At 65.8% G+C, this 17,809-nt stretch carries 8 protein-coding genes and 1 rRNA gene; 6 read left to right on the top strand and 3 right to left on the bottom strand.

Annotated features, from left to right (window positions below; translation table 11 throughout):
- Positions 1 to 55: 55 nt before the first annotated feature.
- The 3 genes from CH306_RS15545 to CH306_RS15555 all read right to left on the bottom strand — a co-directional run bounded on the left by CH306_RS15545 (position 56) and on the right by CH306_RS15555 (position 7,208).
- The gene (locus CH306_RS15545) at positions 56 to 5,533 is read right to left on the bottom strand and encodes an ATP-binding protein (protein WP_094647064.1); all 5,478 of its coding nucleotides are present in this window, start codon (positions 5,531 to 5,533) and stop codon (positions 56 to 58) included.
- A 386-nt stretch (positions 5,534 to 5,919) separates the two neighbouring features.
- Positions 5,920 to 6,591: a TetR/AcrR family transcriptional regulator gene (locus CH306_RS15550; RefSeq protein WP_094647030.1), complete on the bottom strand. Its 672-nt coding sequence runs from the start codon at positions 6,589 to 6,591 to the stop codon at positions 5,920 to 5,922.
- A gap of 14 nt (positions 6,592 to 6,605) precedes the next feature.
- Positions 6,606 to 7,208 (bottom strand): dihydrofolate reductase family protein, encoded by a 603-nt coding sequence (locus CH306_RS15555; RefSeq protein WP_094647031.1) that lies wholly within the window; start codon positions 7,206 to 7,208, stop codon positions 6,606 to 6,608.
- A gap of 279 nt (positions 7,209 to 7,487) precedes the next feature.
- Here CH306_RS15555 and CH306_RS15560 point away from each other — a divergent pair, with 279 nt between their 5' ends.
- The 6 genes from CH306_RS15560 to CH306_RS15585 form a co-directional block, all read left to right on the top strand.
- Positions 7,488 to 12,755 carry an AAA domain-containing protein gene (locus CH306_RS15560; protein ID WP_441347020.1) on the top strand — a complete coding sequence of 1,756 codons (5,268 nt, stop codon included), beginning with the start codon at positions 7,488 to 7,490 and terminating at the stop codon, positions 12,753 to 12,755.
- Between the two features lie 108 nt (positions 12,756 to 12,863).
- Positions 12,864 to 14,072, top strand: a complete 1,209-nt coding sequence (locus tag CH306_RS15565; protein WP_094631616.1) for a metallophosphoesterase — start codon at positions 12,864 to 12,866, stop codon at positions 14,070 to 14,072.
- A 28-nt stretch (positions 14,073 to 14,100) separates the two neighbouring features.
- Positions 14,101 to 14,940 (top strand): HAD family hydrolase, encoded by an 840-nt coding sequence (locus CH306_RS15570; protein WP_094631617.1) that lies wholly within the window; start codon positions 14,101 to 14,103, stop codon positions 14,938 to 14,940.
- Positions 14,941 to 15,222: 282 nt separating this feature from the next.
- Positions 15,223 to 15,768, top strand: a complete 546-nt coding sequence (locus tag CH306_RS15575) for an LpqN/LpqT family lipoprotein (RefSeq protein WP_094631618.1) — start codon at positions 15,223 to 15,225, stop codon at positions 15,766 to 15,768.
- A gap of 51 nt (positions 15,769 to 15,819) precedes the next feature.
- Positions 15,820 to 17,229 (top strand): plasmid pRiA4b ORF-3 family protein, encoded by a 1,410-nt coding sequence (locus CH306_RS15580; RefSeq protein ID WP_094631619.1) that lies wholly within the window; start codon positions 15,820 to 15,822, stop codon positions 17,227 to 17,229.
- A gap of 485 nt (positions 17,230 to 17,714) precedes the next feature.
- Positions 17,715 to 17,809: ribosomal RNA gene (locus CH306_RS15585) — 16S ribosomal RNA — on the top strand; the annotation flags it as partial.

Genomic DNA, 17,809 nt, shown 5'->3' on the forward strand with positions numbered 1-17,809 from the left:
TAACCGTTCCGCGAGCATCCAGCAAACGCGCGCGCGTTTGCGTGGAGCTCGAGCCCTACTTCGCCAACGACCGCGCCATTCCGCGTTCGATGGCGGCGACCAGCTGCGGGCGCAGTTCGGCGGCGGGGACGATGTGGTGCACCGATCCGACGTTCTGTGCACGCTGGATGTTGTGGATGGCCTCGAATTCGGCTGCCACTTCACCCAGTTTGGCGTTGCGGGCGTTCGCTCGCACGGTGGCCAACTCGACGCGCAGGGCCGAGCGGGTGGCGTCGTCCTCGGCGGTGTTCAGTCGTGTCTCGAGTTCCTTGACGGTCGGATCCGCTGCGGTGCGGGCGTTGACGTCGCGGGTGAACACCACTGCTGCGGCGGGGGCACCACCGAGCACGGAGGCGAAGGAGCCCTCCACTGCGAGGACCTCCATGTTGTCGTTGAGCGCTCCGGAGAACACCACGAACGCGCCGCCGTGGTAGCGCGAGACGACACAGAACACGACCGGTCCGTCGAAGTTGACGATGGCGCGGCCGATCTCGGCACCGTATTCGAGCTGGATGTTGCGCAGCGATTCCGGTGATCCGTCGAAGCCGGAGAGGTTGGCCAGCACCACGATCGGCCGGCTTCCGCTGGCGGCGTTGATGGCGCGAGCGGTCTTCTTCGACGAGTTCGGGAACAAGGTACCCGAGGTCCACTGATCGGGGCCGTCGGACGGGAACCAGCCCTTGCGGGGGATGGCTCGCGATTCGATACCGATGACCGACACCGGGATTCCGGCGAGGTGGGCGTCGAACACCACGGAGGTGTCGGCGTCGGCCATGTCGGCCCAACGCTCGAGTACCGAGTGGTCCTGGTCCACCACGGCGCGCATCACGGTGCGAATGTCGAACGGCTTCTTGCGGTCGGGGTTGGTGACCGAGGAGAAGATGTCGCCGACGGTGGTGAAGTCGCTCGACGGGTGCACGTGCGGGTAGGTGCGCACGTCGCGCTCGGTCGGGTCCGCGGTGGCTGCCCGGCGCGGGAAGCGTTCTCCCGGAGCGGCGTACGCGTGATCGTAGTGCGCGAACAGGATGTCGCATGCGGCCCGCAGGTTCGGTGCCCAGTACTGCGCCTGGCCGTTGGGGCCCATGACGCGGTCGTAACCGCCGATACCGAAGTTGTCCTCGGCCGAGACGCCGCCGGAGTAGTCCAGGGACTGCTTTCCGGTGAGCACCATCGCACTGTCGGGGGTCATCACCAGGATGCCCTTGGTGTGGGTGAGCATGGTGGCTTCGGCGTTCCAGTACGGCTGCGCGCCGACGTTGATGCCTGCGACCACGATGTTGATCTCACCGCCGGCCTGGGTGAAGGTGATGATGCGACGCAGTCCGCGCGAGACCCAGTCCATGTTCTCGGTGCCCGATTCCATGGAAATCGTTGCACCGGAGGACAATGCGAACCATTCGACGGGCGCGCCGAGTTGTTCGGCGAGGTCGATGGCCGCGACGATTCGCGAGCACTCGGCCTCGGCAACGGTGCCCAGGGCCTTGGTCGGGTCACCGAACAGCGCGACGCGGGTGATGCCCTCGGGGTACTTGGCGGTCGGGGTGGTCGCGACACCGACGATGACGCCTGCGGAGTTGCGACCGTAGGGGCGATCGACGGGAGCGAGCACGCCGTCGGCGTCGAAGTCGTACTCGGTGAACGTGCCGCCGTTGCTGCTGAGCAACGGAATCAGCTCGTACGGGTACACGGTGCCGCGGGCCTGCGACCGCTGAACCTTCTGGGTGTACTCGTCGAGGGGACGCATCGGGTCGGTCGGCGGCGGAGTTATCTTCGCGACGATTCCCGCGCCGGAACGGTACGACAGGCGCAAGGCGACCTCGCGTGGCGTCGCTCCCGGTGTTTCGGCCAGACGAGCGATGAGGGTGATCTCCTCGAGGCCCGCGCCGATCGTCAGCGGCGCGATGTGCCTGGCGATGGTGGCGATGCGGTCGGCGGGAACGTTGAGTACCGGCCAGACGTAGAGCACGACGCGGTTGGCGTCGAGGCGCTTCTTGCCGCGTCCGGCCTGAGCGCGGCGGATGCCGTCGAGGCAGGCCGCCACGGTCCGCTCGATCTCAGGTACCGCGACGATGTTGCCTGCATCGTCCAACTGTGTTGTGACGCCGCGGATCTCGGCCAGGGCGACCAGTCGCTCGTCGGAGGGGTTGGCCTTCGACGTCAGGTGGAACAGGTAAGTTCCTGCGCTGGCGGGCAGGCGAACTCCGTCGAAGTTCTTCAGTCGCCACAGGTCCAGTCGCTGACCGGTCAGCGGGTGCATGTCCCGGATGATCGTGTCTTCCACGAGCGGCTCGGACCCCTCGGCCGCCGTTCGGCGGTAGGTCATCTTTCGAGCTGTGGAACCGAAGGCGGTCACCGTCACGCGGCGCCAGTGGCCGGTGCCGGGGTGCGCGGCCAGCACGGCTTGGAGCTGAACCGAGAGCTCGTCACCGTCGGTCGGCGCGTCCGGCCACGACAGGTAGAGGTCAACGGCCAGGTTCTCCGGGGACGGTCCGGCGATATCGTCCACCGAGTCCAGAGTTGCTGCGAGCGAATCGAAATCGGTGGCCGTGGACACCAGGTGCAGCCGTTCGCCCGAGAGCTCGAAGTTGCCGGTGACGAAGTGCTTGCCGTCGCGGTCGAAGGCCTTGACGTCTTCGAGTGTGCGGATTTCGTAGTACTGGCGAGTGATCACTTCGAGCAGGGCACCGGGATCGGTGATCCGTTGTGCCAGAAGCTCGATCAGCGGTTCCGGGGTGGCGACGAGAGCTGCGATGCGGGCGGAGTAGTCGGCCGCGTCGGGGTTCTCGGCCAGGTACTGCAGGCTGCCACGGACGCCGTCGTAGATCTTCTCGCGTGCACTGCGGATCTGTGGCTCGTCGAACAGCCGGAAGCGCAGGTTGCGGGCGACGTCGCCGATGACGGGGTAGCGGGCCTGGGTGGCACCGATGAGGCGCTCGAGTACCTCGGCCATGGCCGGGGTGGCCTCGGGCTGCGTCGAGCAGTCGCTGAGCCAGTGGCCGAGCAGGGCCGCGATGACCGGAACCTGGTTCTCCATGCGCTGCAGGGCCAGGAAGACGCGGTAGACGGCCTCTTCGAGTTCGGGGGTGCGTCCCTCGTCGATGGCGGCGTCGTAGTGCGCGAGGGCGCGAGTGAGCTTGGCGCGGAACGAATCCGGAAGCCCCTGAACGTCCGCGTCCAGCGAGTGCAGGAACGAGTGGAAGTGCTCACGGGGGGAGTGGACGCGTTCGTCGGTGCTCTCCTCGTCCATCGTCGGCCGGTTACGGGAGAGCTCGCAGATATCGGCGAACGTGCCCAGCAGAGCCAGCTCGGCGGAGACCAGCCCTGCGTCGTTGCGCGGCACATCCGCACGCAGAGTCTCATAGGTGGACAACAGGTTTCGAGCGCGTGCTCCGCTGACGTCGAAGCCGGTGATGAGGGCGGCCAGTTCGTCGAGTCGGTCCAGAGCGCGACGCTGCGGCGAGCGCTGCTCGGCGTCGTCGACACCGCGGAACTGCACGCGCGGTGCCTGCTCGGAGACCTTCTGCTCACCGGCCTGATCCACGCGAAGCAGTGCCGCTCCGGCGTCGACCTGTCCGTTGACCGAGGCCAGTACCTCACGCACGGTGCCCGCGTAGGGAGACCGGACGGCGGTTTCCATTTTCATGGATTCGAGGACGACCAGGGTCTGTCCCGCTTCGACCTCGTCGCCGACGGCGACCGGGACGGCAACGACGACGGCGGGAGCCGGTGCGCGGACCAACCCGGCCTCGTCCTGAGAGATCTGGTGGCTGATGCCGTCGACCTCGACGAGGAAGTGTGCGGCTCCGGCGACGGTGACCACCTGGTAGCGGCGGTCGCCGATGACCAGACGGCTCTCGTACTTGCCGAGGCGTTCGACGTCGACCTGAAGCTCGCCGATGCCGTCACCGTCGATGCTGTAGCGGTGCGTCCCGGTCTGGCCTACCTCGAGCTTGTAGGCCTGCCCCTGGTAGTTCAATTCGACGGTGCGGCCGATGGCGTGGGTGGCGCGCGGGCGACCGCCACGTGCGGAGTTCAGGAACGCGGTGCGTTCGCGGCCTTCCTCGGCGTCGTAGGCGTCGATGGCGGCGGCGACGATGGCGATGTCGGCAACGGCCGTCGGGCCCACCTGGGAGCCGGCTTCGGTGCGGTCGAGCCAGCCGGTGTCGGCGGAGGCGGAGATGACTTCCTCGCGGTCGAGCAGGCTCAGCAGGAAGGACTTGGTGGTGGTGCCGCCGTCGATGACGACGGTGGTCTCACGCAGTGCATTGCGCAACCTCGCCAAGGCTTCGCTGCGGTCGCGGCCCCAGGCGATGACCTTGGCGACCATCGAGTCGTAGTCGGGCGGGATGACGTCGCCCTGGGCGATGCCGGTGTCGACGCGGATGCCGGTGCCGAGGGGGAACTTGAGCAGCTCGACCGTGCCGGGAGCCGGTGCGAAGCCGTTGTCGGCGTCCTCGGCGTTCAGGCGAGCCTCGACGGCGTGGCCGAATTCGGGCGGGCATTCGCCGGGCAGTGCCTGGCCGTCGGCGACGAGGATCTGCAGCTTCACCAGGTCGATGCCGGTGGTGTATTCGGTGATGGGGTGCTCGACCTGCAGGCGGGTGTTGACCTCGAGGAAGGTGAAGATCTTCTGCTCGGGCTGGTACAGGTATTCGACGGTGCCTGCGCCCTGGTAGCCGGCGGCCTTGACGAGCTCGGCCGAGGCGGTGCGCAGCTGGTCGGCCTGCTCCTTGGTGAGCAGCGGTGAGCTCGATTCCTCGATGACTTTCTGGTTGCGGCGCTGGATGGAGCAGTCGCGCACGCCCGGGGCCCAGACGTTGCCGTGGCTGTCGGCGATGACCTGAACCTCGACGTGCCGGGCGTCGGTGACGAGCCGTTCGAGGAAGACGACGGGGTCGCCGAACGAGCGCTCGGCCTCACCCTGGGTACGTTCGAGAGAGAGTTCGAGTTCGTCCTCGTGGAAGACCTTGCGGATACCGCGGCCACCGCCGCCCGAGCGGGCCTTGATGATCAGCGGGTAGCCGATCGCCGCTGCGTGACGCCTGGCGTCGGCGCGGGTCTCGACGGGGCCGCCGGACCACGGTGCGACGGGGACGCCGACCTTCTCGGCGAGGATCTTCGCCTCGACCTTGTCGCCGAGCAGACGCATCGCGTCGGCCGACGGGCCGATGAAGGTGATGTTCAGGCGGGCGACGAGGTCCGCGAACGTCGGGTCCTCGGCGACGAAGCCCCAGCCGACCCACACCGCGTCGGCACCGGACTCGACCAGCGCGGCCTCGAGGACGCCGTAGTCGAGGTACGCCGATCCTGTCGCGGGCTTGCGCAGCGTGACCGCTTCGTCGGCCTGGCGGACGAACATCGCGCGCTTCTCCGCCTCGGTGTGCAGCGCTACGGTGCGGATGCCGTAATCGTGTTCGGCGTTGAGCTCTCGGACGGCTCGGATCAGGCGTACTGCTGCCTCGCCTCGGTTGACTACTGCAATCCGCTTGAACAACGTATCTCTCTTCGCTCGGTGTGGGCGCACCGCGTCGGTGCACTCGATGGAACGTGGATTGGTGCCGGGCATGCCATTTTCTCGTTCGTCATGCGGCACTCCGATCGGCTCATTCTAACGGTAACGAGGCCTTGTGCACCGCCAACAGCGTTCGGCGTGAGTGTGATTGATCACCAACAAGTGAAACATATTCTGTGGCAACCACTTTGGTCACGAACTCGCTGTCGAGTTTTGTTCACCTCGCAAACGTACTCGCGAGTAGCGTTGGCGCGTGGCGTAATTCGCCATTCGATCACTCTCGTTGCTACCGGCGAGTACATTACCGGTGGGTACAACTCGAGCCGATCGGCTCGAGTTGGTTCGCACGTCGCCGAGTGCGGTCTCCCTCACCTGTCGCCCTCGCTCACCCGCGGCAGGCGCAGCGCGTTGACCCACAGCCTCGTGGCCGTTGCGAGCAGAGCCTCGGAGTCCTCGGGCGGACGGCCGTCGGCGGCGTCGACCACGAAGTGGTTGAAGGCCAGCCGACTGATCATCGAGGACAGTGCGCGGGAGGCCAGCAGAGGATCGAGTTCCGCGTCGGCCAGGCCGCGGCTCTGCAGACTCTCGATGCTTCGGGCGTTGCGCCTGACGAAGGCATCGGCGCGTTCGCGGCGGAGGCGGCGGAACTCGGGATCGATGTTCGATACCTGCTCGAGCAGCGCCATCAGCTTCGCGTTGCGCTGGTAGGCCTCGAAATAGGCGCGGTTGCTCGCAGCGATCACTGCCACCGGATCGTCGTGCGGATCCACTCGCTCGGTACCGGGATGCAACATGTCGTCCCGTGCCTGCTCGAGCACGGCGGCCAGGATCTCTTCCTTGCTGGTGAAGTAGGTGTAGAAGGTGCCGGCCGAGCACCGAGCGGCGCGGGTGATGTCGATGAGCCGGGAGTCCAGGTACCCACTGTCCTCGAAGACTCGGCGCGCAGCCGCCACGAGCGAGGATCGAGTTCGCAGCCCGCGCGGGGTGATCGGCAGCTCCCGATTCGGCAGCTCGCGGTCGGACTCCGGCGCGGCAGGCATTCAGTCTTTATACGTCATCTCTCGCGAGCTTCCGGTCGGATGAACCGGGTGAATCTCACTCCGCTGGAGAACTGGCGCGATTCGAGGTGCTCGAACCGCTGAGCGGCGAACGGATCGGCACCCGTCCCGGGCGAGAACAGGCCGATTCCCCGGCCGAGTACGACGGGATTGACCTTGAGGAACAGCTCGTCGATCTCGGGCAGCAGTTGACCGGCGAGGTTTCCCCCGCCGCAGATCCAGACGTCGAACTCCGACTCCTCGGCTTTGAGGCTCCTGACGAGTCCGATCGGATCGTCGTTCACCACGGTGAGGGTCGGGTCGTCCGACCGGGCGAGGGTGCGAGAGAGAACGTACTGGCGCAGGTGGGGATAGGGGCTGGCGATCCCGGCGTCCAGCGCCGGTTGCAGCGTCTCGCGGCCCATGACCAGGGTGTCGAACCGAGTGGGCGGACCGTCCAGGCCGAACAGGGCCCGCACGTGCACGGGTAACGTCTCGGGCAGCTCGGCCACGATGGCATCGAGGTGATCGCCTTCGGCCACGAAACTGTCGTAGCCGCCGTCCGGTGCGGCGATGAACCCATCGAGGGTGACCGCGATGTAGTAGACCAGCTTGCGCATTCGGCTCCTGTCGTGGTCGACGGGGTGAGAACCCGTGGTCAGGGCGGGCGGGTCGGTTCGCTGTGGGGGATCCCGCGACCGAAGTGGGTCTTTGTGACCCAGCACTAGAACATATTTTGTGTTCTCGGGACGCGATGAACAACTTGTTTTCAACGGCTAGTCTGGCCCGGGTGTGCAAACACCGTCCCTGAAACGGACGACCATTCGAGTATTTGTGGGGAAACTGTGACGGCTGCAGCTGCTACCGGTCGTGAACACGACGACGAGCTCAAGAGCAGGGTGCAACGCCTGCTGCGCTTCCTTCGCGAAATCGTCGAGGCGCGCTCGAACCCGGTGCTGCGTTTCGACGACCACATGCAGATCGAGTGGGTTCACGCCGGGGACGTTCCCATGCAGCTCGACCCCCGAGCCAAGCAGGGTGGTGTGGTGCTCCGTGCACCTCGCATCGCGGTCGACGAGCCGCCCGAGCCGCCTGCGCTGCTGTCGGGCTGGCTCGATCCTCAGGTCGTCGCAGACAGCCGCTACCGCGAGCTCGAGCTGGCCGACGCATCCTCGGTGACGTCACGCCGTCGAGAGGAAGCGCAGGAGTCCGACGCCGACTTCGACATCCGCAAGGCCTACGAGATCAAGCAGGCCTTCGAGGAGTACTCCGAAGCGTGGAAGGAATGGGCGCAGGAGGATCGGGATCGGCGACCGCAGGCCGCTCTGTACCAGGCACTGCAGCTGATGATGCAGGAGCTAGCGTCGCGACCGGAGTCGATCGAGCTCGTGGTGGCATCCGGCCTGTTGACGTCGAGCAACACCGATCCGCAGCGCAGCGTGCGCACTCACCTGATCACACAATCGGCCAGCATAGAACGGGACGTACGCACCGGTGACCTGCTGGTTCGCCTCGCCGCGAGTACCACCCCGCGGCTCGAGGACGGCCAGCTGCTGACCGGTTCGGACGATTTCGACACCTCCGGCTCCGTCGCGCTGGCGCGAGAACTGCGCGACACCGTCAGCTCGCCCATCGGGGACGGTGTCGCACAGTTCTTGCGGAACTGGGCGACGCGGGTGCCACGCCACGAAATCGAGGTGCTCGATCGTCTCGGGCCGCCCGGGGCTCTCGCCTACATCGACGACGACCGCACGCTGACCGTCTCACCTGCCCTCGTTCTCCGCGTTCGAGACTCGTTCGCGCTGGTCGAGTACTACGAGCAGATGATCGCGGACCTCGAGTTCGCCGACTCGCCGGTACCGCTGGGGCTCGCGCAACTGGTCGATGCCATCGAGCCGGCAGATCGGATGGCGTGGCTCGAACGCACGGGGGCGGGGGAGTCGGCGACACTGGCGGAGGACCCGCTGTTTCCGCTGCCGGCCAACGCCGAGCAGTCGCAGATCATCGAACGGCTGGGGCGCGACAGCGGCGTCGTGGTCGAGGGGCCGCCAGGAACGGGCAAGACCCACACGATCGCCAACCTCATGTCCGGGCTGTTGGCGCGCGGACAGCGGGTTCTGGTCACTAGTGAAAAGTCACAAGCTTTGCGTGTGCTGCGGGACAAGCTCCCGCCGGAGCTGCAGGAGCTCTGTGTGTCCATCACCGACCTCTCCCGCGGTGGTTCGGACGAGCTCAATCGCAGCGTCGCGAAGATCGCCGAGCGCAAGACCTCGTTCGACGAAGCCAGCGAGGTGCAGAAGATCGAGGCGCTGACGACGCAGCGCGCAGCGGCCCTGGCCCGCCGGGCCGAGCTGCTCGATCGGGTCAGCGCGCTCCGTGAATCCGAAACCGTTGTGCACGAGTATGTTTCCGATGGTTACGACGGCACCGTGTCGTCCATCGTGCGCAAGGTCAAAGCGGCCGAAGGTGCCCACGAGTGGCTACCCGGCCCGCTGCTGGCCGATCGGCCACCCCTCGACGGTGCCCAGGTCGATCAGCTTCGCAAACTCATTGCCGGCTCCGACGGCTCTCGCGAACTTCGCTCGCGACAGGTACTGCCGCGTCCGGAGACGATGCTGCCGAATTCGGCCGAACTCGCCTCGCTCTGCCAGCGTGCAGGTGCGCAGATCGACACTCTCTCGCCCCAGGCCGCGGATCTCGTGGCGTTGCTCGACGGCGTCGAACCCGCCGTGTCCGCGGAGATCAGGCAACTGTGCGAGGAGCTCGCCGCCCGAGTGCGAGCGGTCGTCGAACTCGACGGCTCCTACCCACGGTTGACCGATTCCGTTCTGTCCGGCGAGGCCGCTCACCTGTGGTCTCGGGTCAGCGGAATCGACGCGATGGTCGAGACGGCAGCTGCGTCCGATCGCTACGTCGGTGCCCACGATGTGCAGTGCTCGTCGAGCTCGCCTGCGGCACTGTCGGCGATGGATGCGTTCGCCAGCGCGCTGGAGTCCGGTATCGAGTGGAAGCCCCGGTTCCGTCGCAGCGAGGAGCAGAAGGCCGTCGAGGCTCTCGACATCGTCGCCACCGTCGACGGCCAACCCGCGACGACGGCCATGGCCGCGCGACTGGTTGCCGAACACATTCGTGCACTCGAGACCGTGCAGACCGCAGCGGTGCTGCTGGCCGACCTCGCGATCATCGTTCCGCTCGACGGCACACGTTCGATTCGCGTCAACAACGTGGCGCGGATCGCCGACCGGCTCGGCATGGTGTCTGCCGTCGTCGCTGCCCGTGACGCCCTGGTGCAACGGCTGTACACCATTTCGCCTGCGGCACCGTGGATTCGGAGCCTGGCCGAAGCTCAGGAAATCGCCGGGGCCGCCGACGCGATCGCCACGCGCATCGATATCGATGCCGCGCGCGCCGAGCTCGACGCCCTGCAGTTCGCGGTCGCGACGCGCATCGATGCCGGGCCCTCGCCCGAGGGGTCGAATCTGGTGAGCGCGTTGAGCACTGCGGACCCGTTGGAATTGGCTGCCGCCGTTGCGGCCTATTCGCAGGCGTGTTCCGAGCAGGAAGATCAGCTTCTGCTCGAATCGATGTCGGCGTCGTTGTCCGAGGTCGCACCCGCATTGTTCGACTTGGTCGAGGACACCGCGGGCGATGTCGAATGGGACGAGCTGAGCTGGCAGATGTCGAAGGCCTGGGCGTGGCGTCGGGCACGCGAGTGGGTCGGTGAGCAGCACCACGGTGGCCTCGAGCAGCAGCTGGAAGCGGAGCTCGCGGCCGCCGATACGGACATCGCCTATCTCACAACACGTCTCGCAGCTGCCAGTGCCTGGCGTAACAGCCTCCAGCGAATGACCGCCGTCGAGGTGCGTGCGCTGCAGACCTATCGAGAGCACATCTCCAGCATCGGCTCCGGAGCCGGTAAGTACGCCGAAACCTACCGCAGTGCAGCACGATCGGCGATGCGCGAGGCGCAGAGTGCGGTCCCCGCCTGGGTCATGCCGCTGTCCCAGGTGCTGGCCTCGATTCCGCCGGTGCCGGGCAGTTTCGACGTCGTCATCGTCGACGAGGCGTCTCAGGCCGACATCACCAGTCTCTTCCTGCTGTACCTCGCACCCCGTGTGATCGTGGTGGGCGACGACCGGCAGTGCGCGCCGGCGGACGTCCCGCAGGCCGGCACGCTCGAGGACGTGTTCGATCGCTTGGACGTCTATCTGCCCGATCTACCCGAACACGTGCGCGCGACGCTGACTCCGAGGTCGAGCCTGTTCTCCATGCTCCGTACCAGGTTCGGTCAGGTGGTGCGGTTGCGTGAGCACTTCCGCTCCATGCCCGAGATCATCAACTGGTCGAGTCAGCAGTTCTACGGAGACTCCCCGCTCGTTCCCGTGCGCCAGTTCGGTGCCGATCGGCTACCGCCGTTGCGGCACACGTACGTTCGCGGAGCTACGGTGACGGGAAAGAATGCCTCACTGGTCAACCGTACCGAGGCCATCGCGATCGCCGACCAGATCGCCGAGTGCCTCGAGGACTCCGCTTACGACAACTTGACCTTCGGAGTGGTTGTGCTGCAAGGCCAGTCGCAGGTCGACGAGATCCGCAACGAGTTGATCAAGCGGATCGGTATCGAACAGTGGGAGCAGCGTCGGCTTCGTGTCGGTACGCCGCCGGACTTTCAGGGCGACGAACGCAACGTCGTGTTCCTGTCGATGGTGGTGGCACCCGATCAGAATTTCGCCACCCTCACCGCCAATCAGTACAAGCGGCGGTTCAACGTGGCGGCGTCGCGGGCACAAGATCAGCTGTGGCTCTTCCATTCGGTGACCGTCGACCGTCTCAAGCGAGCGGACCTGCGCAACTCGTTGCTGAGTTACGTCACCTCCGTCTCGCCCGCTCCTGCCGATCCCATGCCGGTCGATGTTTCGCGCGAGGTCCGGAAGGCACCGTTCGAGACGCTGCTCGAGCAGCAGTTGTGGAACGACCTCGTCGAGCGAGGTTTTCACGTCAATCCTGGTGTCGAGGTCAACAACAGACGCCTGGCCCTGGTCGTGACCGGCGACTCCTCGCGTCTCGCCGTCGAATGCGACGGTGACACGTTCCTGTCCACCCCCGCGCAGCGGTTGGCAGATCTGCAGCGTGAACAGGAACTCAAGCGATGCGGTTGGACGTTCTGGCGGGTGCGTGAATCCGAGTACTACCTGGACCGCGACGCGGCGTTGGAAAGCCTCTGGACCACGCTGGCCCGATTGGGAATCAAGCCCAACAGCGTTGTGGTGGAAGGTCTGGAGAGCTCGGACGGAGCTTGGACTCCGGTCCCACTCGAGTCCTCGCAGTTCGACGATTCCGGTGTGTTCGAGACGTCCACATACGCCGACTCACCCGCACGCCACGAGTCGGTGCTGTCCTTGTGGACCATGCCCCGGATCGACATCCCCGCCGAGGACCCGGCCGCATCGGATGCGCGGCGAGCCGACCGCGAAGGATCCGCACCGACGACCACCAACGGTTCGGGAGCCGCCAACGAGGCGGGAGTCGAGAACGGCTCGGGCCCCACTAACGGGTCGGGATCGACCAACGGCTCGGGTATGACCAACGGCTCGGGTATGACCAACGGCTCGGGTATGACCAACGGGCCGGGAACGACGAACGGCTCCGGTATGACCAACGGGTCGGGAACGACGAATGGGTCGGGAATGACGAACGGCGCGTCCGCCGCCAACGGTGGCGGTCGTTCCAACGGCTCCACTCGCTCGGCTCGGCCGATCGAGTCCTCGGCACCGAGTCGTTCGGCCATGACCAACGGATCCACACCCGCAAAGGATGCGGAGATCGATGCGTCCGCGCGGGTGGGCGATGCCGAGGTGAGCAGCGGCTCGACCACCGAGCTCGACGAAACCGCGAACAGCACGACAGCGGCAACGGACCGGATCGTGGAAGCCGACGGTGCGGTCGCACAGGACGAGGCGGTCGCAGAGGACGAGGCCGGGGCGAGGGGCGAGGCTCCCGATCTCGACGGATCCGATCCTGCCGAGGCAGCGGGTGATTCAGCGGGAGCACCGGATGCCGACGGCGAGCCGAGCGGGGGCCTCGAGGCACCCGAGGACGAGGGCATCGCAGAACACGAGTTGCCGCTCAACGGACTTCGCGGATACACCACCCGTCGTCGGCCGTAGTTCGGCGTTTCCTGCCGACAGGCTCAGCGCCCGCACCGAAGCCGTGAGGGCGACGTAGTCTTGGTCCTCGGGCTGCGCGTACGTACGAGTGAAAAGGGTTCGACGCCGATGACAGATCGACAGATGCAGCAACCGGAGCAGTCGGTCTCACCGGATCGGTCGCCGCGCACTCGGCGGATCGTTGTGCCTACTGTCGTCTTCGTCGTCTGCGCTGCGCTTGTCACGCTGCCGACCTGGACCGTCGTATTCGCCGGCGCGCAGTGGCCGCTGGCCGCGCAGTTGGCCGGATCTGCGGTTGCACTCGCGGTATTCGTGGCGTTGCCTGCAGCGATGTACATGGGCCACCGGCCGAGCGCAGAAGGGTCCTCCAAGGATGCGTGGGCGCGTATCGGAGACGTGTTGTTGGGCTCGGTCTGGATCGCGTTCGTGTGGGCGGCACTCTCGCTGCTGCTGCGGCTCGCGCTGTGGACGGGTGGGGTCGACGACCCACTTCGCTCGCGGATCGTGTCGGTGACAACCGTGGTGGTCGTGGTCGCCCTCGCGCTGTGGGGTCATTACGAGGCGATGCGAACTCCCCGCGTGCGACACACGACCGTCAGGATCGATCGGCTCGGGGCGCGATTCGACGGTCTGCGAGTGGTTCTCGTGACCGACACCCATTTCGGCCCGCTCGATCGCACGACGTGGTCGCATCGATTGACCGACGCCGTCAATGCGCTCGAGCCGGACGTATTGGCCCACGTCGGCGATATCGCCGACGGCTCGGTCGATCGGCGTCGAACGCAGGCCGCGCCGTTGGAGTCGATGCTCGCTAGTGCGGCGCGCGTCTACGTCACCGGCAATCACGAGTACTTCGGTGAGGCGCAGGAGTGGCTCGATCACATGGAGGACCTCGGATGGAACTCGTTGCACAATCGCCATGTGGTGCTCCATCGCGGTGAAGACGCGCTGATCATCGCGGGCGTCGACGACGCCACCGCTGCAGGGTCGGGTGCGCCCGGCCACGGCGCCGATCTTGCTCGCGCACTTGCCGGAACCGATCCTTCGATGCCCGTGCTGTTGCTGGCTCACCAGCCGAAGCAGATCGGTGACGCTGTCGACGCCGGCGTCGACCTGCAGGTCTCCGGTCATACACACGGCGGTCAGATCTGGCCGTTCTCGGCGCTGGTTCGGCTCGACCAGCCGGTGGTGCACGGTCTGAGCAGACACGGCGCGCGAACTCAGCTCTACACCAGCCGCGGATCGGGATTCTGGGGTCCGCCTTTCCGGGTGTTCGCGCCCAGTGAGATCTCCGTTCTGACATTGGTCGCCGGCTGAGCGATCGACACCTGGCAGGATCGGTGGGGTGAAGAGAACCGAAGAGGTCGTCGTTGTCGCCACCGATCTCGACGGCACCCTGTTGCGTTCGGACCGGACCGTGTCCGCGCGAACGGCCGCTGCGATGGCTGCCGCAGACGCAGCCGGAATCAGGGTGGTGTGGGCCACGGCTCGGGCACGCCACTCCATCGACGAACTCGCGGCGTCCTGCGGATTTCGCGGGACCGCGATCGGTGCCAACGGTGCTGTCGTCCTCGACCTGGCCGACGGTTTCCCGGCCATCGTCGGCACCAGATCGGTACCGCCCGAGACGGTGGCCTCTGCCAAGTCGGTCGTGCGCTCGCTCGTTCCCGGCGTGGCCTTTGCGACCGTGGGTGCCACACGATTCGTGGCCGAGGCTCGGTACGCCGAGCTGTGCGTGTTCGCCGATCACCACCGGCAGCCGCACGAGATGGAGTTGTCGGAGCACGGTTTGTCGGCCGACGTCGAGCCGACGGTCAAAATCGTTGCTCGGCACAGTGATACGACGAGCGAGGAGTTGTACGAGCTCGTCGCCGCTGTGGGAGTGGACGGGGTCGAGTTGACTCATTCCGGTGCTCCGTACATCGAGATGTCCGCAGCGGGAGTCTCGAAGGCCAGTGCGCTGCAGGAATTGTGCGAGCGGTGGGGGATATCTTCGGGTTCGGTTGCGGCGGTGGGGGATGCGCGCAACGATCTGCCGATGCTGACCTGGGCGGGCACGGCGTTGTGCCCGTCGAATGCTGCTGAGCCCGTACGATCCGTTGTCGATCGAGTCCTCGAATCCAACGACGACGACGCGGTTGCGCGCTATCTCGAGGAACTCACCGCACGCAGGGCGAAACTGTGACGCGCGGTCTGCACCCTGCGTTGCCGTATGAGAAGCCGGCCCCCACCGTCGGCGGACGCACACCGGTGAGCTCTCCGGGTTCGGGTGACGTAGCGGTTGCGGCGCAACCGAATTCGGCTTCGTTCACCGACGGAACAGTCGGCTCGACGTGGCCGGTGGACGGTTGGAGTCGCGCAGCGCTCAGCTCCCCGCCGGTCACTGCCTCTAGGATCTACGGACGAGCGGACCGGCGCGGGTAGCCTCTGGCGTGTCGGTGAATAGTCCACCACGAAAGGCCCTGCTGTGAACGACGCCCTGTCGACGGAATCCTCCGAGCCCACCACGATCGCCGAGTACCTGAACGCACATGCGTTGCGCGTCTCGCCGCTCGACGGTGCCGCGGCGGCCGAGATCGGCATCACCGTGCCGATTCCTGCGGGATGGCAGACGCTCGATCCCGCACAACTTCCCGGGGCGACTCAGGTGATCGTGGAACCGAACCTGGTGGAGAACGGATTCGCGCCCAACGCGGTGCTTCTGGTCGGTGCGTTGTCGCGCACGATCGACCCGGAAGCGTTGATGGCATTGGGTTTCGGCGACGGACGTGCAATGCCCGGCTGGGTGGAGCGCGAGGCGAGCGCGGCGTCGTGGCTCGGCTGGCCGTCGCGATTCATTCGGGGTACGTACGTCGCGCAGCAACTCGAAGCGGCCGTGACGACGCGATACGTGGTGGTGGGCGTCGAAACTCAGTACTTGGTGCAGTTGACGGTGACGACGTTGGCATCGCAGCTCGATGCGTTGGCGTTCGACGTCTCCGCGATCAACGATGGTTTGACCACTGGTACGTAGAAGAACGCGAGCCCCTGTGTCCGACGCGCGGGTCCGACTAGGGTCGATTCCATGTCGATGAGAACCGGTCGCGTCCGGCATCTGTCGGTGGTGCCGAACTTGTCCGACGCCGACGAACCGGCCGATGGCGAGGCGACAGAGGCCACGCGGCGGGGCCTGGTGAACTTGGTGCTTCGGGTGACCGTGGATCACACCCGTCCGCAGATCTGGCGCCGGGTGCGGGTGCGCTCGGACCTGCTGTTGTCCGAGCTGCACTCGGTGCTGCAGAGGGCTCTCGGTTGGGAGGACCGGCATCTGCATGCGTTCAGCGTCAGGACCGCCGGTGCCACGCGTCGCTTCGAGATGGAGGAGTCGCTCGACGACGAACCGGACGACGAGTCGTCGAGCGAGGAGCGAGTGCGGATCGACGACGTGCTCACTGCACCGGGTTCCACCATGACGTACGAGTACGACTTGGGTGACGGATGGACGCACACGATAGTTCTGGAGCAGATCGATTCCGATATCGACGACCTCCGATCCGTCTGCCTCGACGGGGCGCGTGCATGCCCACCCGAGGAATCAGGCGGGCCAGCGCGCTATGCACAGGCTTTGGAGATCGCCGCCGACCCGTCCGATCCCGAACACGCAGGCGTGCTGGCGCGGTGGGGCGCGGCCTTCGACCCGGCTCTGTTCGACGCCGATGCAGTCAACACTGTGCTGCACTCGTTCGACGTGGGGCGTTCGGTCCTTGCCGAAGCGGTGGCCGCGGCTCCGGCCATCGGAAAACTGTTCGATCGAGTGCGTCCTACGGAGGTGCCGTCACTGATGGCGTTGCTTCCGCGGTGCGAACTCACCATCGAGAGCTCGATCGATCTACCCGTCGCCGAAATTGCGATGGCCAAGTTGACGTGGTTTCTGGGCAGAATCGGCGACGCCGGAGCCGACCTGACCGGTGCCGGCTACCTCAAGCCTGCACTCGTCGTGGCGATTCGCGAGGAGCTCGACTGGGGCTTGGGCTGGGTCGGGCCGAGCAATCGCGAGATCGATCATCATCAGGTGACCGATCTGCGCGAGGCGGCGCGACACCTCGGGTTGACCCGCACATCGAAGGGCAGGTTGCTGCGCACCAAGCTCGGTGCAGCGTTGGCTCACGACCCGGTAGGGATGTGGCGACATGCGGCGTCTCGACTTCCGCTGGGCAAGGAGACGTACGAGACCGACGCAGCGACTCTGTTCCTGATCTCCCTCGCCGCATCGGCATCTGCGACGCATCGAAACAAGATGCTGATCGAGACTGTCGCCGAATTAGGTTGGGCAAGTGAGGATTCCGGTGTCTTCGATGCCCAGTTCGCGGCGCAGGCCACGGTGAGCTTTCTCGATCTCATCGGTGCCCACGGTCCGCAGTTCTACTTCCGTCAAGGGGTGTCGGACTCACCGAGCTGGTCGCGCAGGTTCGCACGTGATGCACTGCTGAGCTGAGTCGACGAGAAGTGGTCCCGGTAATGCCGAAATGGGGCTTGAGTCGCGCGAGACTGCCGCTGAGCAGGCGATTTGCGTTGGTGTGGTTGGTGGCGTAACTTTTATCGAGTCAGAGCGACGGACACCGACCCGGTCTTCACGGACTGGGTGAACGAGGTTGGACGTGTGGCTCGGCAGGTTGTGTCCCCCAAGAGTCGGGCCTTGTGTCCGAGACCAAGCTGGGATACGCTGGAACAGTTGCCCTCGAGGCCGACGGACTGTGTGTTCGTGGGGTGAGAGTGTGTGCGTGTTCTTTGAGAACTCAACAGTGTGTCGATGAATGTCAGTGCCGAATTTATTTTGGTGAAAGCATTCGATGTATCAGCCATCCGCTTGTGGTGGTTGTTGTCGGGTGTTGTTTGAAATGCTAGTTGAGTTTTTTTGCTAGTGATTTGACTCTTTATGTTTATGACTGATTTGCAGTTTCGGCTGTTGATCGAGAGTCTTTTACGGAGAGTTTGATCCTGGCTCAGGACGAACGCTGGCGGCGTGCTTAACACATGCAAGTCGAGCGGTAAGGCCTTTCGGGGTACACGAGCGG

This window comes from Rhodococcus sp. 15-725-2-2b (assembly GCF_002259075.1).
GTDB lineage: Bacteria > Actinomycetota > Actinomycetes > Mycobacteriales > Mycobacteriaceae > Rhodococcoides.

Coding starts and splice junctions, on each gene's coding strand:
- CH306_RS15580 (WP_094631619.1), top strand. CDS start 15,820: ATGTCGATGAGAACCGGTCGCGTCCGGCATCTGTCGGTGGTGCCGAAC.
- CH306_RS15550 (WP_094647030.1), bottom strand. CDS start 6,591: ATGCCTGCCGCGCCGGAGTCCGACCGCGAGCTGCCGAATCGGGAGCTG.
- CH306_RS15555 (WP_094647031.1), bottom strand. CDS start 7,208: ATGCGCAAGCTGGTCTACTACATCGCGGTCACCCTCGATGGGTTCATC.
- CH306_RS15565 (WP_094631616.1), top strand. CDS start 12,864: ATGACAGATCGACAGATGCAGCAACCGGAGCAGTCGGTCTCACCGGAT.